18 protein-coding genes are annotated in these 18,406 nt (G+C 62.9%); 3 read left to right on the top strand and 15 right to left on the bottom strand.

Annotation, left to right across the window (positions count from 1 at the left end; all coding sequences use genetic code 11):
- Window positions 1–10 precede the first annotated feature (10 nt).
- From VGG89_04605 to VGG89_04585, 5 genes are read right to left on the bottom strand one after another with little or no spacing between them, the layout of a single operon-like run.
- Window positions 11–442 (bottom strand): DUF3830 family protein, encoded by a 432-nt coding sequence (locus VGG89_04605; GenBank protein HEY1975796.1) that lies wholly within the window; start codon window positions 440–442, stop codon window positions 11–13.
- Window positions 429–1,523: an alpha/beta hydrolase gene (locus VGG89_04600; protein ID HEY1975795.1), complete on the bottom strand. Its 1,095-nt coding sequence runs from the start codon at window positions 1,521–1,523 to the stop codon at window positions 429–431. Before VGG89_04600 ends, VGG89_04605 begins: the two co-directional genes overlap by 14 nt.
- Before the next feature lie 38 nt (window positions 1,524–1,561).
- A complete protein-coding gene (locus VGG89_04595; protein ID HEY1975794.1) occupies window positions 1,562–2,041 on the bottom strand; it encodes a cupin domain-containing protein in 480 nt (159 codons plus the stop codon).
- Window positions 2,022–2,744 (bottom strand): hypothetical protein, encoded by a 723-nt coding sequence (locus tag VGG89_04590; protein HEY1975793.1) that lies wholly within the window; start codon window positions 2,742–2,744, stop codon window positions 2,022–2,024. Before VGG89_04590 ends, VGG89_04595 begins: the two co-directional genes overlap by 20 nt.
- A gap of 34 nt (window positions 2,745–2,778) precedes the next feature.
- Window positions 2,779–3,216 (bottom strand): MarR family transcriptional regulator, encoded by a 438-nt coding sequence (locus VGG89_04585; protein HEY1975792.1) that lies wholly within the window; start codon window positions 3,214–3,216, stop codon window positions 2,779–2,781.
- 84 nt (window positions 3,217–3,300) lie between these two features.
- On the opposite strand from VGG89_04585, the gene VGG89_04580 reads away from it, so the two are divergent.
- Window positions 3,301–3,684, top strand: a complete 384-nt coding sequence (locus VGG89_04580; GenBank protein ID HEY1975791.1) for a cupin domain-containing protein — start codon at window positions 3,301–3,303, stop codon at window positions 3,682–3,684.
- 294 nt (window positions 3,685–3,978) lie between these two features.
- Here VGG89_04580 and VGG89_04575 read toward each other — a convergent pair whose 3' ends face one another.
- The 3 genes from VGG89_04575 to VGG89_04565 are packed head-to-tail and all read right to left on the bottom strand — an operon-like array spanning window position 3,979 to window position 8,607.
- A complete protein-coding gene (locus tag VGG89_04575; GenBank protein HEY1975790.1) occupies window positions 3,979–5,316 on the bottom strand; it encodes an alpha/beta hydrolase in 1,338 nt (445 codons plus the stop codon).
- Window positions 5,316–6,323, bottom strand: coding sequence for an NAD-dependent epimerase/dehydratase family protein (locus VGG89_04570; GenBank protein HEY1975789.1), 1,008 nt, complete (start codon window positions 6,321–6,323; stop codon window positions 5,316–5,318). Before VGG89_04570 ends, VGG89_04575 begins: the two co-directional genes overlap by 1 nt.
- A 10-nt stretch (window positions 6,324–6,333) precedes the next feature.
- Entirely contained in the window at window positions 6,334–8,607 is a 2,274-nt protein-coding gene (locus tag VGG89_04565) for a hypothetical protein (protein HEY1975788.1), read from the bottom strand.
- A gap of 57 nt (window positions 8,608–8,664) precedes the next feature.
- Here VGG89_04565 and VGG89_04560 point away from each other — a divergent pair, with 57 nt between their 5' ends.
- Entirely contained in the window at window positions 8,665–9,528 is an 864-nt protein-coding gene (locus tag VGG89_04560; GenBank protein HEY1975787.1) for a glycoside hydrolase family 18 protein, read from the top strand.
- Window positions 9,529–9,660: 132 nt separating this feature from the next.
- Here VGG89_04560 and VGG89_04555 read toward each other — a convergent pair whose 3' ends face one another.
- The 4 genes from VGG89_04555 to VGG89_04540 form a co-directional block, all read right to left on the bottom strand.
- Window positions 9,661–10,281, bottom strand: coding sequence for a hypothetical protein (locus tag VGG89_04555; GenBank protein ID HEY1975786.1), 621 nt, complete (start codon window positions 10,279–10,281; stop codon window positions 9,661–9,663).
- A gap of 210 nt (window positions 10,282–10,491) precedes the next feature.
- Complete coding sequence (hpnH, locus tag VGG89_04550) at window positions 10,492–11,493, bottom strand: adenosyl-hopene transferase HpnH (protein HEY1975785.1); 1,002 nt, start codon at window positions 11,491–11,493, stop codon at window positions 10,492–10,494.
- 2 nt (window positions 11,494–11,495) lie between these two features.
- Window positions 11,496–13,388, bottom strand: coding sequence for a squalene--hopene cyclase (gene shc, locus VGG89_04545; protein HEY1975784.1), 1,893 nt, complete (start codon window positions 13,386–13,388; stop codon window positions 11,496–11,498).
- 41 nt (window positions 13,389–13,429) lie between these two features.
- On the bottom strand, window positions 13,430–15,073 hold the full coding sequence (locus VGG89_04540) for a glycine-rich protein (GenBank protein HEY1975783.1): 1,644 nt from the start codon (window positions 15,071–15,073) through the stop codon (window positions 13,430–13,432).
- Between the two features lie 79 nt (window positions 15,074–15,152).
- Between VGG89_04540 and VGG89_04535 the strand changes: the two genes are divergently transcribed.
- The gene (locus VGG89_04535; GenBank protein HEY1975782.1) at window positions 15,153–15,290 is read left to right on the top strand and encodes a hypothetical protein; all 138 of its coding nucleotides are present in this window, start codon (window positions 15,153–15,155) and stop codon (window positions 15,288–15,290) included.
- A 71-nt stretch (window positions 15,291–15,361) separates the two neighbouring features.
- Here VGG89_04535 and hpnE read toward each other — a convergent pair whose 3' ends face one another.
- From hpnE to VGG89_04520, 3 genes are read right to left on the bottom strand one after another with little or no spacing between them, the layout of a single operon-like run.
- On the bottom strand, window positions 15,362–16,639 hold the full coding sequence (gene hpnE, locus VGG89_04530; GenBank protein HEY1975781.1) for a hydroxysqualene dehydroxylase HpnE: 1,278 nt from the start codon (window positions 16,637–16,639) through the stop codon (window positions 15,362–15,364).
- On the bottom strand, window positions 16,639–17,538 hold the full coding sequence (locus VGG89_04525) for a squalene/phytoene synthase family protein (GenBank protein ID HEY1975780.1): 900 nt from the start codon (window positions 17,536–17,538) through the stop codon (window positions 16,639–16,641). Before VGG89_04525 ends, hpnE begins: the two co-directional genes overlap by 1 nt.
- Complete coding sequence (locus tag VGG89_04520; GenBank protein ID HEY1975779.1) at window positions 17,539–18,375, bottom strand: squalene/phytoene synthase family protein; 837 nt, start codon at window positions 18,373–18,375, stop codon at window positions 17,539–17,541. It abuts the gene before it with no gap.
- Between the last annotated feature and the right edge of the window lie 31 nt (window positions 18,376–18,406).

The following is an 18,406-nucleotide window of genomic DNA, read 5'->3' as shown; positions in this document are numbered from 1 at the left end:
GCGTGCGAATCTATTCGAGGGCCCGGTCGCTCGAGCTTGAGATGAGTAGATCCTGAGCGCCCTCCCACAACGTCAGCCTTCCAAGCTCGGCGAGGTGGTTCGTTCCGCTTGTCACCGTCATGAAGTGATTCCCCGCCAGCTGTCCCATTTTGCTAGCAAAGTGCACGGCTCCGTAGGCCAGAAGTAACTCCGCTTCGCTCAATCCGCCGGGGTAGAACATCAGCTGTCCCGGGGCCGGATAGCTCGTCGCGTTTTCGACGAGCAGGTTCGACGGCAGATCGCCCAGAGGTACCCAACAACCCTCGCCGCTCCAACGGCAATGAACGAGCTTCCGCGCAAACGGCAACAGGGATTCAAAGAAGCCGCACGTCAGCGGTGCCTTCTCGATTTCGAGCCGGGCCGTGAAGACGAACGGGCCGGCCTCGATCTTAACGTTTTTCATCGACGAGGTTGCGTTTTACCAGCCAGTCGAGCATGACCTCGGGATAGCCGCGGGTATAGCGCACGGGCCGCGCGTTGTCGAAGCCGTTCGCAGTCACCTTCATCGCGTGTCCGGCATCGGCGAACCAATGCACCGTCAGATCGCGCATTCCGGCCGTGCGGAAGTCGGCGACAAGGATCGGAACGTCGTGCCGCGTGTCGACTTTCGTGTCGCGCCTGCCGTAGAGTGCGAGCGTCGGCGTTTGCACCTTCACGAGCGTTGCTGCCGGGTCGTAGGTCACATAGCGGCGCCACCCGCTGAGCGCGGGCTCGGTAAAGCCGGTTTGAATCGGAAATATCGGCAGCAGCGAGTCGTTGAACCACGTCTTTTGCTTGGCTTGCGCGTAGAGCTTCTTGGCGGTTGAGACCGCAACGTGTCCGTCGACCGCGCCGATAACGGCTTGCCACGTCGCGATCGCTCGAGCGATGTCGGCGTCGTTATGCCCTGCGGAGACCATCGCTTGCCGCACTTCGTACAACGTGTTTTCCTCGACGCTCTCGGCGGCGGCACTCTGCAGAATCATAAATGCCAACGGGCGATCGACGGCCACAATCGGCGCGGTCCAGCCGCCGTTGCTGAAACCCCAGACGCCAATGCGCCGGGGATCGACGTGTGCGTCCCCGCGGAACGCGTCGTAGATCGCGTCGACGTCGCGCGCCCGGTCGGGCGGCCCGTTTGCCAACCAGTTTCCCGTCGATTCACCGGTACCGCGCTGATCGTAGCTGATAACGTTGACGCCGTTGCACGCGAAGTACGGTACGATCCAGCCCATCTGTCGCGTCTCCGCATCGGCGCCATGAATGAGGATGACGGTCGTGCGAGGCGCATTGCCGGCGTAATACAACGAGACGCCGAGAACGCCGTCGTAGCGGACGACCCGGCGCTCTTCTTCCACTTTACAGGGCTGCATCGGCTGGGGCGATTTCAACGCACCGGTGGCGCCCGTCCGCGTATCGAGATATTGCGGGAACGGCGGATCGGGCAGCTCGTGCTGCGTTCCAACGTAGACGACGCCGAGGAGGGCGGCTGCAGTGAGTATCACGTTAATGCTACGCTCCTGCAGCAGCTAGGGTTTCAGCGCTACTCCTCGCCGTCGAGATAGTCAAGGCTTTCCGAGCGTACGATGCGCCGGTCGGGATGACGCACCGCGTATTTCTCGCTGTCGGGATAGTACGTCGAGCTGCCGATCGGGTTGTCGGCGATGAGGTACATGACGAGATCCTCCGAGCCGTCGTTGATGATCTGGTGCGGCTCGTTGGGCGCGAAGATGAACGCAGCGCCGGGCTGAATGTCGTCCGTACCATCCGCGTGGCGGACTTTCCCCGTTCCCGACATGACGTGGTAGAACTCCCACTGCCCGCTGTGCGCGTGATAGGGCCAGTTCTTGCGACCGCGCGGTACGCGCACGATCGACACGTCGAACGGATGGCGCTCGAGGAGATCGGTCGAGTCCGCTTTTCGCCCGAGCGCTCCGGAGATTTCGATCGAAGAACATGCAAACGTGCCCTTGGGCGACGACCAGCCGCCCTCGGCAAGTTCGTTAGTATTGGTTTTCTGCATAGTTTACGTATCGGACGTAGTCCGGTGCCGCCGAGCGCAATTGCGCGAAGACGATCGCGTGGCCGATCAGGTATGCCGGCACGAGCACCAGCGGAATGAGCGCCCAGGGCAACGTCGTCATTGCCGACGACCCGACCCCGGCGTGAATGAACTGAATCGGCGAGCCGTTCGAGGACATCACGCCCAAGGTCACGGCGACGACGAGATCGATCGCGCCGAAGACGTTCCACTCCCAGACGCGGACGTCACGAGGATTCTTCGCCGCTAAGCGTGCGACGGGAAGTGCGAAGACGCCGGTGATGATGTCGCCGATGCCGGCCGCATAAGGGAAAGGCCCGTTCATCCGGCACGCAATGCCGTCGAGCAGCATGAAGACACCAAGCACGCGCATGCCGTTGAGCGCGACGATGAGCGGCATCGGAATCGCCAGTACTGCCGAGCGAAACGCCGGAATCGTCGCACCGATACTGGCCGCAAGCAGCGGTAGCGCGAACAGGACGGGCAGCGCAAACGGTTCCTTGTTCACCACGCCCGCGCCGGCGAGGGCGACGACTATTGTAATCCAGCCGCCAATGACGGCGCCGAGAATCAGGCGCGAACCGAGTTTGATCGGCAGCGTCGCGAGTAGTGCGCCGAACAGCGTTCCGGCCGTTACGCCGAGAGTTAAGGTCCGAAGCATCTCCATGACGATCTCGCTTTCCACTGTATGTATCTACATCTATTAGGGCAAAAAAACGTTAGCGTTCCAACGCGGTGATCCGGCGAAGGTCCGCGTCGAGCTCGTCCCAGCTTCGCCCGAGCGCCTTTTTCAAGCGGGTCTGCGCGCGCCGCCACGCCGGCGACGTATCTTCGAGCTTGCGGCGCCCCGACGGCGTCAGGGCTAAGTAGCGTTCCCGGCGATCGTCGCCGCGCGTCTCCTTCACCCAGCCCTCGTTGACGAGCGCTTGCAGCGAGCGCGTGAGCGTCGTGCTGTCGATCGAGAGCACCGAGCCGAGCTGCCCCTGCGTGATCTCGCCCGCGAACTCGAGCGCTTGCAGAAGCGTGAACTGCGTCGAGCGCAGGCCCGAGCCGCGAAGCTCCCGCTCGTACAGGCGTGTCGCGGCCCGCGCGGCGCGGCGCAGACTGCTTCCGACGCACGGCAGCTGAGGAACGGATTCCGGATCGAACATATCCATGTATATACATCTTTCTGTACGACGCGTCAAATTTCCCGAAAGTCGCAAGCAAGCTGGTAGACTGATTGCGGGAGGGATGACGCTATGCTACGAGTGGTTTACGCCGGGGCGGCGGCTCTGGCACTTCTCACGCCGGTGAGCAAGCCGCTGCCGCCGGTTTTAGACGTGACGACCGGTGATCTGCCCAAGACGCCAACGTCGGCCGTCGAGATTCGCAAAGGCACGATCGTACCGGGCGGTACGACGATCTGGCACACGCATCCGTCGCCTACGTTTAACTACGTCGAGAGCGGCAGCGGCACGTGGGAGTTTCGCGGCGCGCCGACACAGACGCGAAGCGCGGGCCAGGCCATAGAAGAACCGGCCAACGCCGTAACGCGGATCGTCAACCATGGGTCGACGCCGCTCGATCTCGTCATCTTCCAAGTGTCGAAACCCGGTGCACCGCTGCTCGTGCCTGCGCACTAGCGCGCTGCGTCAGTTTCCGATTAACTGGCCCAAATGACGGACCAACGCGATGTCAAACGCCGTCAAACGCGAGAGCGGATGCCAAATCAGTTCGCTGATTAGAAGAAGCAGATTGAGGGCAAGATATCCTGTTGCGCCGGCGGATGCAGCTTTTAACGGGTGTAACATCGCAATAATGTTGTACCCTTTTTCGACTTTTCGTTCGCTCGTTTAAAAGCGCCGGGTTAGCGCGCGCTTGTTTTAACATGCGACGATTCGGGTAGCGACACGCGCGGGCGGTAGCGAGGAGGCCGACTACGGCGAGTTCGGAAGGCCGCCGATAAACGCGTTGACGGCACGTAACACATCGGCTTCGTTCGAGAGAAAGACGAAGTGATTGGCGTGCGGCAAAATGATGACTCGCGCCGCCGGCAGGGCATGCTTGAAATAGCTGACCTGTGCGGCAGTATCCGCGTCGAAGGCGGCCGCTGCGGCGGCGCGTTTCTTCGGATCCGCCCCCGAGAGGATCGACAAGTCGTGCGGTAGGGCGAAGATCGCCAGAATCGGACGATCGATCGGCGGCTGGAAGATCTGTTCCCCATGCAGCACGGCTAGCTCCGTTGCCTCGTTGGGATCCTTGGGAAGATCGGCCGGCAGCGCGTCCGCTAACGTCTTTTCCGATTGCAGGCCGCGCTGCAACCGCGGCAATTGAATACCGAGCAGATCGTCGAGTTGCGCCTTTTCCCGCGGTGGCCCGAACGCGAGATTTGCCAGCGCGTGTTGCACGGCCATGGCGTCCAAATATAAGAAGCCGTGCTTTGGATCGTAGAGTGAGTAGCCGTAGCCGGCCTCAAGATACACGAGCGCGGCGACTTTCTGCGGGTATCGTTTCCCGATATCGCTGAGCTCTTCGCCGGCGATCGAGTGTCCGACGAGCACCGGCTTGTCGATCTTCAGCGCATCGATAACGGCGATGACGTCGTCGGCGAGCCGGTCGACGGAGTAATTCCCGGCCGTCGGCACCGGCTTGCTCGATGCCCCAAAACCGCGGCGCGTGATGCCGTAAACCCGATATTTCGCTTTCAGGTCGTTCGCGAACTTGTAGAAGGCGTGCGCGGTGTTTCCGAGTCCAGCTAAGAGCACCACCGGACGGCCGGTGCCGCCCCAATCGAGCGTTTCGAGCTTGACGTTGGGCTGCACCGTCACAAAATGTTGGATCGGTACCGATGGAATTCGCCACAGCGCGGCGGTGTTGGTCACGCGCCGAAAGTTCATCTGACCCGGCGCAAGTCCGGGCGTATACCACCTACCCGTTAGCGTCTGGCCATCGGCGCTCATCGTCGCACGGTAGGTGCGGTGATAATCGAGCCAGGGGTCGGAGTTCATGTCGATCTGAATCGTCAACTGCGATCCGTCCAGCCTAATCGATCTCGGGTGAATCGGAGCGTCGGTTTCATCGGGGCTGTACATGATACCGCGCAACGTGCCGCCTGCATCGCGACTGATTTTCAGCACGCGGTGAACCGGCGGCGGTTCACCCATGAGAACGCCCTGCCACGTTCCGACGATGTCGTTCCTCGTTGCAAACGCCGGCACGTTCGCGGCAACAAGGATCGCTGCCGCGATGACAGCCGTCACCATAAGCCGCAGCATCAGTTGCGATACCACTCAACTGCGCGCGGGAGCGTCGATCGGATCGGCGCGGGCTCAAAGCCGAGCTCGCGCTTCGCCTTCGATGCGTCGGCGTACATCCGGTCGCGCGACATGCGGACGCCCTCAAGCGGTGCGAGGGGGGTCGCGGCGGGATTGAGCCGGCAACGCACTTCGTCGACATAGGCCGCGGTTAGCGCGAGCGCGTATGGTGCCCGCCACGTCGGCATCGGTTTGCCGGTGACTTCTGATAGCATTTGCCAGATCTCGTCCATACTGAGATTCTCGCCGCCGATGACGTAGCGTTCGCCGGACCGGCCCTTCGTGAGTGCGGCGGCGTGCATCTTCGCAACGTCCTCGACGGCTACAAGATTTAAACCGCCGTGACCGGGTGCTTTCGCCGTGATCTTCCCCTGCATGAAGTCGAGCACCATCTTCCCGGTCGGCGTTGGTTTCCAGTCGCCGGGGCCAACCGGTGCGGTCGGCAGCACCGCGACGACGGGGACGCGGCCGGCGAAAGCGGCGCGCTCTTGTTCCAGCTTCGAGTTGTGATAATCGCCGCGCAGCGACTTCAGCGTGATGACGTGATCGGGGTAGGTCGTTTCGTCGGCGGGATTGCCGTTGCGTTCGTGGCCGATCGTAGCCGAGCTCGACGTCAGCACGACGCGTTCGACGCCGGCGACGTACGCGGCGGTCATAAGGCCTTCGGTTCCGACAACGTTCACCGCGTGGATGTGCGCGCGATCGCGCGGAGCGAATGAGTACAGCGCAGCGGTGTGCACGACGTAGCGGCAACCGTCGATCGCGCGCACGAGCTTGCCGGTCGCAAGCATGTCGCCGTCGACGAGCTCGAGGCCCGGTTCGTCGTTCTTCACAATCCAGTTGACTTGCGGTGGAAGTGTACCGCCGCGCACCATCGCGCGTACATGGTAGCCGGCGTCGAGCAACGCGCGCAGTACGTGCGATCCGACGAAGCCGGAGGCGCCGGTCATGAAGATGCGATCAGCCATGACCGTATCTTTAGCGGGCGTGTACCTGACGCTTCTTTCGAACGCGCAGCGATGGAGTGGAGCTGCTGAGCGCGTTAGCGATCGGGCCAGTTGTTGCCGATGCGTTCACGGTGCCCGCGAAGTTAAACACCGGCGTGCTGTCGGCGGTGCCGCCCGACGCGCCAGGGCCGCAAAGCGTTCCTCCGCTTCCCACCGTTGCGGTTGAACCACTCGCGCCGCTGTTCGTCGTGGTGAGCGTGCCGGCGTTCACGAAGATTGCGGGACCAGCGGCCGCACCGCCGCCACCGCCTTGCGAACCACCGCCGCCGCCGGAGACGCTGCCGAGGCCGCCGCCCGAAGTCGAGCCTGCGCCTCCGCCGCCGCCGGGACCGCCGTTCGCGCCGGCGCCACCACCGCCGCCAAAACCGCCGGCGGCGCCGTTTCCGCCGTTCCCGCCACCACCGCCACCGCCGCCAAACGCGCCGGCACCGCCGTTGCCGGTTCCGTCACTCCCAGCGGCGTTGGTTCCGTAACCGGCGCCGCCCGCGCCGTCCCCGATATTCGAATCGCCGCCGCCACCGCCGCCACCGCCGGCGCCGCCGCTGCCTGCGTTTGTATCACCCTGGCCGCTGCCACTGCCTAAGGCGCCGCCGCCGCCTCCGCCGCCATCGGGAGCCGAGCCTCCGCCACCGCTGCCTCCGAGGCCGCCGCCGCCGCTGCTGCTGCCGGAACCGCCGCAGTTGCCACCGTTACCGCCGTGAGCGGCGTCGCTCGAGAAATAGTCGTTAGTAACGGTTACGTTTGCGCTCGCGTTGTTGACGAAGAGACCGGCGCCCAGACCGGCTCCGCCTCCGCCGGCACCGCCGCCCGTCCCGCCATTACCGCCTTGAGCGTTCGCGTTCTGAATCTGCACGTTGGCAATGGTAATGGTTCCGGTGTCGGCAAAAAATGCACGATACGCGCTCGCGCCGTCGATCGTGACGCGTCCGAAGGTGCCACCGTCGATCGTTTGGTTCTGTACGATCGGCGGAAGCGGACCGCCAAGCGTGATCGTGCACTGCGCGGCACCGCACATCGACTGCGTGTCGAACACGATCGTGTCGCCGGCGTTCGCATTGCTCATCGCGTACCGCAGATCGCCGCTGTTTCCGCCGGCGCCCGCATTGCTGTCGGTATTGAGGGTCACAACCTTGGCGCCCGTGCTGGAAATCGTGAACGTCTGCTGCCCGCTGGTTGCAGCCGAGGTGTTTGCCGTAACGTTTCGCGGCCCGGTGTCTGCCGACGCGTCGATGAAGAATGTTGCGGTGATCTTTGATGCGGTCGCGACGACGTTATTCGCGGTGACCCCGGTGCCGCTCACGTTGACGGTCGTGGCGCCCGGCAGGAAGTGTCCGTTGAGCGTTTCGCTGACGCCGGTGCCGATGAGTCCGCTCGACTTCGTGATCGACGTAATGGCGGGCGACGGTGCAAAGGTGGCCTGCCCGCCGGGTGCTCCGGTAGCGCTCGCCGATATCGTCGCGGAGAGAATCGCTGCTCCGGTGTAGCTTAGCTTCGGCGTGTCGCTCGAGCTGATAAGCGTACCCGCCGGCGGGCTGTCGCTGCCGCTAGTGCTAACGGCCGTCGCTCCGCTGGTGTCGCTCGTCGCAACGGTTATCGGGTTGTCGTAGCTTCCGACGATGAGATCGTCGTCGGCATCGTAGGCAACCACGTGAAACGCTTGGGCGGAGAACGCCGTGCCGAGCGTGCCGCTATATAAAAAGCCGACCGATAGAGACGCCACGACGCCGCCCAGCGTCACGTCGATGCTGTTGGCCTTCCCGCTCTTGACCGAAAACGGCGCATCCTTGGCTTCCGAGAGCAGATGCGCACCGCTCGGAATGACGCACGATGACCCGGCGCACGAAACGGCGTCGTAGGTATCGATGGTCGCGGTATATTTGCCGGCGGACAGCGTCACGGTTACCGTGCACTTCGTCGCATCGCCGGTGCCCGAACATCCCGGCGACGATGGCGTCAGCCCAACCGTTTCGGCAAGCGGCGTGGGGCCGGAGAGCAGCAAGGTCATGCCTTTGGTTGCGCTGGAAATGTACTTGGGACGGCGATGATGGCGACGCGGCACGCGAATACTGATCGTCAGCGTCCCGTGTTTGACGTGCCGAGCGTGCTGAGTCCGCGGCGCGATGCCGTCGTTCGTCGCCGACGGCAGCGAGTTACTGGCACTGCCGCCGCCACAGCCGGCGAGCAAGGTGACCGCGCACGCTATGCTCGTCAATTGACGTAAGCGCACGCCTGATGATAAGCGCATCGTCGAGTCGCTTCGGCGCTGCATCAGGAATCCATGCAAGTTGCCGATTCATTGCCTATGGGACGATTGCGGGTTTCCGCGGTCCTGGTCATCTTCGCGCTTTACGCATGCGGTGGGCCGTTTTCGCGGACGCTCTTGCCCGAGGCGTTTGTGCCGAGCGCGAGGAGCGCGTCGGTCCGGCTCGTCGGTTATTGGGACGGCTGGTCGAGAAACAATCTCGTGCGGACGCCGGCCGGCGTGACCGAGATTCCGATCGCGTTCGGGTTCCTGCGCGGTCACACGATCGTCATGACGAACGGAAACTTGACTCGGGGCTACGTGACGGCGGCGGATATTCGGGCGCTGCATGCGCGCGGCGTCGCGGTGACGCTCTCGCTGGGAGGATGGAGTCCGAAAACGTCGTTCAAGTTTGACGGGGACGTGGCGGGATACGAAGCGAGCCTTGCCACGGTGCTGGCGACGCTGCCGTTCGACGGAGTGGATTTTGATCTCGAGCACGGCTCGGCTGCCGGCCGCGTGAAGACCTTAAGCACCTTGATCGTCGCAACACGCGCGTATTTCAACTCGATAGGCAAGCCCGATGCGGTGATCACGTATCCGGCATGGAACCGTCCCACCGATTACGGCGACAACGAGATTCTAACGAACCCCAAGGTCGCCGCGGCGCTGTCGTGGGTCAACGTCATGTCGTATGAAAAAGCCGACGTCGCGAAAGCCGAGAGCGATGTTGCAGCATATGGGGCGATCTTCGATAAATCGCGACTGAACTTAGGCGTCGACATCGATGACAACCCGCACGCGAGCATCGCGCAACTCGGTGCGCTGTCGCAATGGGTTCGCGCAAACGGCTACGGCGGCGTGATGGTGTGGACGGTCAACTCGATGACGCGTCAACAGATGAAAGCGTTGAGGGGAAGCTAAAACGCAGAAGGGCGCCTGCTTACCGACGGTACGGACAACGTGCGTCACGAAAAAGTGGAAAGATCGAGTCGTGAGACTCGACCTGTCCACTAATAGTATTCCCGTCCGTGACGGTTCTAAACTACGTAGCTCCTACTTGACGTTCGGATTTTTGTCGGCAAACGCGCCTTTCGGATTCGGAACCGTCCACATCGCCAGATCCCAGACGGCCGGATGATACATCGCCCAGTCGAGCTTGGCATCCTTGGGCAGTCTGGCGCCATTCGCGCGCAGCTCGCCGGCCGTGATCGTTCCGGTCCGCAGCGCCGGCGTCGCCTTTGCCACACCGTATTTCATTTTGCCGTCGAGCGTATACGCGTAGTGGACGTGCTCGGGAATCTTGACCCAGCGCGCGGGCGCGACGGGAAACGCCGCGAGCTTCGGCGCCGGCGCGCTTCCGGTCGTCGGAAACTCCCAATCGACGCCGGCGAGATTGCCGTGCCGATCGTACCATAAGAAGTTCGGGTGATCCGGCGTAACGCCGGCGAAGCTCATGTTCGTCCAATTGTAGGTGTTGTCGTCACCGATCGTATCGAAGAGCATCGTGAAGCCGGCGGTTTTCGCGGCTGACGTCGTTGGATACGCCGCGTTGAGCGACGCCGACGCTTTAGCGACGAACGCCTTTTCAGAAGACGTGAGGGACGGAATTGCAGCGGCATACGCCGCGCCGGTTAGAGCGAAAGCGAAAGCGGCGATGAGCAATGCGTAGCGCACGTCAGTACCTCCAGGCGAAGCAAAGCGTCCATACGCCTGCCCTTCGACTTCGGCGCTAACGCGCCTACGCTCAGGATGACAACGCCGCCTACGCTCAGGATGACAGCGCCGCCTACGCTCAGGATAACGGAGGCATAAAAAGGCGGAAAGATCGAGTCTTGCGACTCGACCTTCTCCACCAACATTATTCCCGGTCGCAGCGCCTTTAAACTAGTTGCCGAAGGCGGCTCTGATCGATTGCTTGATCGAGCCGGTCGTTTGCAACACGGCGGTTGGTTCGTAGCCGCAGTGCGCCATACAGTTTTCGCACGATTCGTGCTTGCCGCGGCCGTACTTCGACCAATCGGTTTCGTCGAGCAGCTCTTTGTAGGTTTTTGCGTAGCTTTCTTTGCTCATTAGGTAACAGGGCCGCTGCCAGCCGAATACGGTGTAGCACGGAATGCCCCACGGCGTACACTCGAAGTCGGTCTTGCCTTCGAGGAAGTCGAGATAAAGCGGGCTGTGGTTGAGGCGCCACTTCTTGCGCTTATCACCGGCGAACGCTTCCTTGAAGATCTCGCGCGTGCGCTTGACGCCCAGGAAGTGCTCCTGGTCGGGTGCTTTCTCGTAGGCGTAGGCCGGCGAGATCTGCATCATGTCGACTTTGAGGTCGTCATTGAGGTAGTCGAGCACTTCGCGGATCGACTTGGCGTCGTCTTGCGTGAAGAACGTCGTGTTGGTGAAGACGCGGAAGCCCTTCTCCTTAGCGACCTTGATGGCGCTGATCGCTTTTTCGAACACACCATCGCGACAGACGGACTGGTCGTGGCGATCTTTCATGCCGTCGAGATGGATCATCCACGCGAAATGCACGCTGGGTTTGAAGAGATCGATCTTCTTCTCCAGCAGCAGCGCGTTGGTGCACAGGAACACCCACTTCTTACGTTTGACCAGCTCGTCTACGATCTGGGGCATCTCGTTGTGGACCAGCGGCTCGCCGCCGGCGATCGACACCATCGGAGCGCCGCACTCTTCGACCGCAGCGATGCATTCCTCGACGCTCAGGCGCTTGCGTAGGATGTCGTCGGGATGGTCGATTTTGCCGCACCCGGCACAGGCCAGGTTACATTGCAGGAGCGGCTCGAGCTCGAGGACGAGCGGATACTTCTTCTCGCCTCTCAGGCTCTTGCCGGCGATGTACTTGGCGACGGCGAATTTTTGTTGCCAGGGCATGCTCATACGCTCAGGGTTTCCTCTTTGGAGTTGGTTTTTCCGGTTCGGGTGACGTCGGCGGCCAGGGCCATGACCGGGAAGACGTGCCGATACAGGTGGTAGTTAATGTAAAAGTCTCGTGGGAACCCCGTGCCCGTGCACTCGGGCTCATCCCACGTACCGTCCGCTCGCTGACGGCCGCATAACCACTCGAGGCCACGCTGGGTTGCCGCGTGCTGACCGTGGCCGGCAATCTGCAATGCGTTGACGGCCCACGCCGTCTGCGACGCCGTGCTTTTCCCCACGCCCGCGAACGACTCGTCGACGTAGCTGTGGCACGTTTCGCCCCAGCCGCCGTCGGGGTTCTGCACCGTCAGGAGCCATTGCGCGCCGCGCTCGATCATTCCCGTGACACCGGCTTCTTCAGCGAAATGCTGCAGCGCGCTGATGACGCACCACGTGCCGTAAATGTGGTTGACGCCCCAGCGGCCGTACCACGAGCCCCACGGCTTCTGCGTTCCCTTTAAATATGCGAGGCCGCGCGCGACGGACGGATCGGTGCGATCGTAGCCCAGCGCCGCCATCATTTCGAGCACGTGCGCCGTAACGTCTTCGGTCGGCGGATCGATCATCGCGCCGAAATCGCTAAACGGCATGCGGTAGAGCAGTTCGCGCGTGTTGTCGCGGTCGAACGCCGCCCACGCGCCGTTCTTGCTGCGCATCGCAAGCGTCCAGCGCGTCGCACGTTCGATGGCGTCGTTGACGTCGTTTCGATGGCCACCTTCGAGCAGCGCCAGCACGACAATGGTGGTGTCGTCGATGTCGGGATACGCGTCGTTGTCGAACTCGAACGCCCAGCCGTTGCCGTCTTTGAGCGCGCACTTTTCGCGCCAGTCGCCGGGCGCGTTGTCGGGAATCTGCTCTTTGAGCATCCACTGGATCGCGCGTTGCATCGCCGGATGCGTTTTGTCGAAGCCGGCCCACGCAAGTGCACGCACTGCCCATGCGGTGTCCCACACCGGCGACATGCACGCTTGGAACTGCCAGCCGCGATCGTCGTGAATCGAGAAGCGCTTCATGCCTTCGAGGCCCTTTTGCACGACCGGGTGATCGAGCTTGTAGCCCATGAGGTCGAGCGCGATCAGCGAGTACACCCACGGTGGTTGAATGCCGCCCCAACTCCCGTCGAGTTCTTGGCGCTCGATGACCCAATCGATGACTTCGTGCTGCGCGTGCGTGCGGAACGGCTGCAACGGCAGCTTCTCGTAGAGTTTCTGCAGCTTCTCAACCCACATCAGCCAGCCGGTACCGCGCACGTTGTGCATCTCGGCTTCGGTGCCGGGCAGCACGATCTCGCTCACGTCGACGCCGAGCGGCCGCACCGGACGTTTGCTCACGACGATCGTGAGCGGTGCGACGGTGCCGCGCGCCCAGCACGCAAAGTCGTAGAGATTAAACGGCAGCCACTTCGGAAAGTACACGAGCTCTGGCGGCAGCGACGGCACGCCTTTCCACGGATAGACGCCGAAGAGCGCGAGCCAGATCTTCGTGAAGACGCGCGCGTTGGCGACGCCGCCGGCGCGGTGAATCACCTTGAGGGCGTTGCGCATTTCGTCGCGCTGCGGATCGACACCGAGCACTTTGAGCGCGACGTAGGCTTCGATGGTCGTGCTCAAGTCGGCGGGGCCGTCGACGTAGAGAGCCCAGCTGCCGTCACTGCGCTGCGTGTAGAGAATCTGTTTGATGGCGCCGTCGCGGACGTCGTCGAGGGGAACGCCCAAGAAGCGGCAGAGCAGCACGTGCTCGGCCGTCATGGTCACGTTGGTCTCGAGTTCGCCCGACCACCAGCCTTCGGCGTCCTGATTCTTCAGAAGCCAATCGGTGGCGCGATCGAGGCTTGCTTGGGTCGCGGTCATCCGGTGAATTATGCCATGCGTGTCAACCGCAGGCGCGAGCTTTAGTACGTGACGAGCACGTACCCGTTGCCGGCCCGGCCGCCCTGAGTGTTCACGACGATCGTCCCCGTCGCTTCAACAAACGACGATCCCCCGCCACCGCCGCCGGCAAAATATACGCTGCCGAGGCCGCTTCCGCTGCCGCCGCCGTAATAACCGCCCCCGCCTCCGCCGGCGCCGCTGCTTGTCGAAGCCAGCCCGCCGACGCCGAGCGTACCGTTCGTTCCGCCGCCGCTCGTGCCGCCGCTTCCGCCGCCGCTGGGGGTTCCGCCCCCTCCGCCGTCGCCGCCCGTGCAGTAGTTACCGCCGCACCCACCGGCTCCCCCGGTGGCGCCGCCGCCCGAGCCGCCGTTTCCGTACTCACCGCCCGACCCGCCGCCGCCGCCCGCAATAAGGATGCGGTAATCGGTCGGGGTGATCGTCGTGCCCCCCTCGCGAACGTCGGACGCTCCGCCGCCTCCGCCGGCTGCACCGTAGGTGGTCGGGTAGGTGATGTACGTACCGGCCGCGCCACCGTTGAAGCCTCCGCCTCCGGCGGTCGTCGTGGTTCCCGGGCCGCCCACTCCGCCGACGTCCACTTGGAGCGACTCGCCGGCCGTCACCGGAACGGTTGCCTCGATCGAGCCGCCCGTGCCACCTGTCGCGCCCGGTTCGCTTGGGCTGGCGTTGCCGCCGGCTGCACCAGCGGCAAACACGGTCAGTTGTGCGATGGCCGCCGGAACCACGAACGTTTGCGCGCTGCCGTTATACGTAAACGACTGGTAGCCGATCGGTACGACGAGCTGTTGCCCAAACGGATCGCTGAACGTCACCGTGCACGAACCACTGGTCGTCGCGCCCGCGACGAGCTCTGCGATAAACTGCGAGTTGGTGTATCCGGTCGGGTTGATGGTCGCGATGCTGTCGCATCCCGAGGGCGTCACGGTAAGGCTCTGATTGTAGGGCGAGTTCGTCCAGCCGGGTTCCGATACGGTAAACGACGTCGGATTGAACTCAGCATTCGTATTCACGACGACGCCGTTGGCCGCCGACGCGGGACCGATCGGACTGAGCGCCGGCGCGAACGTGGCGTGGCCGCTCGTCGCTCCCGTCGCAGTCGCCGCAATCGTTACGGCGTTCATCGCAATGCCGGTGTACGCGATAGACACCGCGTCTTTTGAGCTCGCTAACGTACCGGCCGGGTCGCCGGTAACGGGCGTCGACGAAAGCGTGGTCGCGCCCGACGTGTCGCTGTCGGAAACCATGACCAGCGTCGTGTAGGTGCCGACGATGACGTTACCGTCGGCATCTTTTGCGGTGACGGTGAACTTCTGTGGCGTGCTGATTGCCGTACCAGCGGTTGCACCAGGAAGACCGCTGACCGACAGAGACTTCGGAACGCCGTCGAGCGTGACGCCCAACACGTTGGCCTTTCCGACCGCCGCGGTAAACGGAACGTTTGCGGCTTTAGAAAGCAGCTTCGCGCTCGTGGGAATTGCGCCGCTCACCGGCGCTAGATCGTAGGCGTTCAGCGAGACCGTATAGGCCCCGGCAACCAGGTCGATGACGATTCTGCATTCCAACGGTGAACCCGTGCAGCGTGGATCGCCGGGCGTGAGCGCGACGGCTTGCGTGAGCGTCGAGGTTCCCGAAAAAGCCAGCGTCATGCCCTTGGTCGCGGCCGAAATATAATGCGATCTACGCGCGTGGTGGTGATGCTTCGGAATGCGGATGCGAATCGTAAGCTTGACCCTGTGTCTCGCGCTCGGCGCACTGCCGGTCGTGGGCGCCGTCGCGACGGGGCTCGGCAACCCCGGTGCGCTTGGGGCACTGGCGCAGCCGCACAATAATGCGACGATACAAAGCAACGCAGCGATTCGATAACGCAAACCAACGGAGTTCATACAAGCCCCCATCATTAACGTAGGATTGTACGAGCGAACGAGCGCTACCTTTTAGGGAGCAACCAGCCTCGCGGCGGCAACGCCGCTGCGAACGGCGGATTCCATCGTGTCGGGCCATCCCGTGTCGGTCCACGATCCGGCGATGGCGGCGTTCGGGCGGTTGGTTTGCGATTGCGTGCGCGAACGGCCTATTTTAGGAACCCAAGTCGCTTCGGGATTACGTGTGACCGCGCTGCGAACGAGCCTCGCGCTTTGCAGCTGCGGGACGAATGTTTGCACCTCAAGCCAAGCGAGCGCTTCGAGATCGGCAGTCGGCATGGACATCAAGTCGCCGGCGGCGCTGAAGCTGCAGCTCAAATATCCGGGACCTTTCTCGAAGATCCACTGCAGCGGCGATTCTAAAGCGGCTGCAAAATCGAAGCCGATGCTACCGCCGTCGTGCCAGAGGTGGACGTCGAGAATCGGGTACGCGACGTACGCGTCGAGGTTTTCGACACCGTACTTTGCGGCGTCGCCCAAGAGTTTTGCAGTGGTTTTTGGTGCGGTTGCGATGACGACGGCGTCGAACGTCAGAGGCGCCTGCCCTTCGACTTCGCGCCCTGCGGGCGCTACGCTCAGGATGACACCGTTATCAGGCTGCATCTCTAATGCAGTGATGCCGGTTTGTAAGTGGACGGCGTCAAGGCGTTCTGCAGCTTTCGCGGCGAGGTGGGCGAGCGGCACTTTCGCGTAGCCGAAGCGCGCGTTCATCACGTTGCCCAGGAACGCGGTGCGTAACGTGAACAGCGCATCGTCGACGCCGATTTGATCGAACGGTGCGTTCAGCGCCGGAATAAAGAACGGATCCCAAAATGCGCGGCGCGTTTCGGGTGTTTGGCCTAGCTGCTGCAGCCATTGCTCAAACGTGCCGCGGCCGGCGCGCTTACTCAGCTGCGCCTCCAATATAGCCCGAGCTATCAAGAGCTTCCCATTAAACGAGAGATGCGGGTAGCTCATGAACGACGGCATCAGGTGAAGCGGCGGCGGTAGCGGCGACGCGGCGAGACGGCCGCGCTTGCCGTCGCGCGAGAGCACCAGCGCGTCGAACTTCTTTTGAATGTACAGCTCGTTCTCGAAGCCGACGCGTTCGGTGAAACCGAGAAACGCTTTGCAGCAAAATAAAAAGACGTGCTGGCCGTTATCGACCTCGATGCCGTCGATTTCGAACGACGTCGCGCGCCCGCCGAGGAGCCGGCTGCGTTCGAAGAGCTCGACGTGATGGCCGAGCTCTTTAAGTTCTACTCCTGCTGCGAGCCCCGCGAGCCCGGCTCCGATAACGGCAACGCGCACTATCCGCTGCTAAGCCAGGACTTCACTACCACGCGGAGCTTTTCGGTTTTCGAGAGCGCGGCGCGCTCGCGCAGGGGGAGTGCCGGTTCGCGCTCGATCTTCTTGAGCAGCTCTTCGTAGATGCCGGCCATCGTTCCGACGCACGCGGAGGGGCGGCGCGGAATATACTTGAGCACTTGCAGGCCGGTTTCGTAGTATTTGCGCGCGCGATCGACGTGCTGCTGTACGAAATCATTCCAGCCCGGGACGATCTCGCCGGTGGAGAGCGCTTCGATCGGAATCTCGAAGCGTTCCAGATCTTCTTGCGGCAGGTACACGCGCTTCATGTCGACGGCGTCTTCGCGCACGTCGCGCAAAATATTGGTTAGTTGCAGCGCCATGCCGAGATCGTCGGCGCGCTCGAGCGCGATCGGATCGCTGAATCCGAAGATGCGCACGCACATTCTCCCAACGACCGATGCGACGAGATTGCAGTAGGCTTTGAGATCCTCGTACGTGCGGTAGCTCGAATGCGTGAAATCCATCTCGCAGCCGTCGACGAGCATCTCGAGCTCGCGCGTGGGAATTTCGTAGCGCTCGATCGCTTCGGCGAGCACTCGCAAGATCGGATCGTCCCCGTAGTCGCCGCGCGCGGCGCGGTGGATGCGTTCGCGGTGCACGGCCAGGCGCGCCGGGAGGTCGGCCGTATTGGCGCCCAGGCTGTCGGCTTCGTCGTCGACCTGGCGCGCGAAGTTGTAGAGCGCGTAGATCGCCATGCGCTCGTGGTAGCCCAGCGAGATGAAGCCCCAATAGAAATTACCGGCCTCACGCTTGGCCATTTCCTTATTGAAGCGTTCGGCGCGATGCTGGTCGGTCTCGGGCGGCGTGATGCCGCGTAGGGCTCTCTGAATATTGATCATTTAAGCAAGCCCCTCTAATGCGGCACGCAGTACCAGCGATACCTTCGTCGCCGTCGATACGTGGGGCCGGTGGCTTTCGGTTTTATACCCAACCGCTTCGATCGAGCGGCAGATCGCCAGCCCTCCCAGACGGTAGAGCGCCAGTTGAAGGCGCAGGGCCAGAGGGGCGTGCTTTTCGAGGGCCTTACCGGAAGCCAGCAATGCCCGAGCCCGCTCCACCATGGCGCGGACGGCGCCGTCGTTGCCGCCCTGAGTCAGATCGGTGTCGACCAAATAGCAGCGGCCCACTTGGGCGTCGCGGCTGACGTCTTGGGCGTGATTGGCGAGCTGGAGACCGATGCAAACGTCGTCGGAGAGCTGCTCGAGCTCGGCGCCTTCCAGGCCGAACACCCGCAGCACCATACGGCCGACCGGCGCAGCGGAGAGCGTACAATAATGAATGAGCTCGGGCCAGGTCGCATACGACTTGACGGTTTGATCCATGACGTTGGCCTCGATGAGGTCGAGGAACGGTTGGGCCGGCATGCGGCGATGCCCGATCGTCTGCTGGAGCGCGAGGAGCACCGGATGGTTGGGCGGTGCCCCTTGCAGCATCGCTGCCGTCTCGTCCTTCCAGCGCGCCAGGCGCTGCAGCGCGATGGTCTCGGTCGGACTCTCGTCGCCGAGGTCATCGGTCGAACGGCAAAAGGCGTAGATGCGAGCGAGGTCGCGACGCTTTTCGGCGTCGACGAAGGACGAGGCGACGCTGAAGTTTTCGTAGTGACGGCCGGTGAGGAATCGGCAGTACGCGTCGGCCGCCTCGAGGTTCAGGCGGTCCGCACCGGGAGTGACGGGCATTATGTAGCCGTTTTTACTCCTGAATGCAAGC

This window comes from Candidatus Baltobacteraceae bacterium (genome assembly GCA_036488875.1).
Lineage (GTDB): Bacteria > Vulcanimicrobiota > Vulcanimicrobiia > Vulcanimicrobiales > Vulcanimicrobiaceae > JAFAHZ01.
This window is presented reverse-complemented; position numbering and strand designations above follow the sequence as displayed.

Excerpts from the sequence above, each read along its gene's own strand:
- VGG89_04605 (HEY1975796.1), bottom strand. The coding sequence starts at position 442 with ATGAAAAACGTTAAGATCGAGGCCGGCCCGTTCGTCTTCACGGCCCGG.
- VGG89_04595 (HEY1975794.1), bottom strand. The coding sequence starts at position 2,041 with ATGCAGAAAACCAATACTAACGAACTTGCCGAGGGCGGCTGGTCGTCG.
- VGG89_04585 (HEY1975792.1), bottom strand. The coding sequence starts at position 3,216 with ATGGATATGTTCGATCCGGAATCCGTTCCTCAGCTGCCGTGCGTCGGA.
- VGG89_04580 (HEY1975791.1), top strand. The coding sequence starts at position 3,301 with ATGCTACGAGTGGTTTACGCCGGGGCGGCGGCTCTGGCACTTCTCACG.
- VGG89_04575 (HEY1975790.1), bottom strand. The coding sequence starts at position 5,316 with ATGCTGCGGCTTATGGTGACGGCTGTCATCGCGGCAGCGATCCTTGTT.
- VGG89_04570 (HEY1975789.1), bottom strand. The coding sequence starts at position 6,323 with ATGGCTGATCGCATCTTCATGACCGGCGCCTCCGGCTTCGTCGGATCG.
- VGG89_04565 (HEY1975788.1), bottom strand. The coding sequence starts at position 8,607 with ATGCGCTTATCATCAGGCGTGCGCTTACGTCAATTGACGAGCATAGCG.
- VGG89_04560 (HEY1975787.1), top strand. The coding sequence starts at position 8,665 with ATGGGACGATTGCGGGTTTCCGCGGTCCTGGTCATCTTCGCGCTTTAC.
- hpnH (HEY1975785.1), bottom strand. The coding sequence starts at position 11,493 with ATGCCCTGGCAACAAAAATTCGCCGTCGCCAAGTACATCGCCGGCAAG.
- shc (HEY1975784.1), bottom strand. The coding sequence starts at position 13,388 with ATGACCGCGACCCAAGCAAGCCTCGATCGCGCCACCGATTGGCTTCTG.
- VGG89_04540 (HEY1975783.1), bottom strand. The coding sequence starts at position 15,073 with ATGACGCTGGCTTTTTCGGGAACCTCGACGCTCACGCAAGCCGTCGCG.
- VGG89_04525 (HEY1975780.1), bottom strand. The coding sequence starts at position 17,538 with ATGATCAATATTCAGAGAGCCCTACGCGGCATCACGCCGCCCGAGACC.
- VGG89_04520 (HEY1975779.1), bottom strand. The coding sequence starts at position 18,375 with ATGCCCGTCACTCCCGGTGCGGACCGCCTGAACCTCGAGGCGGCCGAC.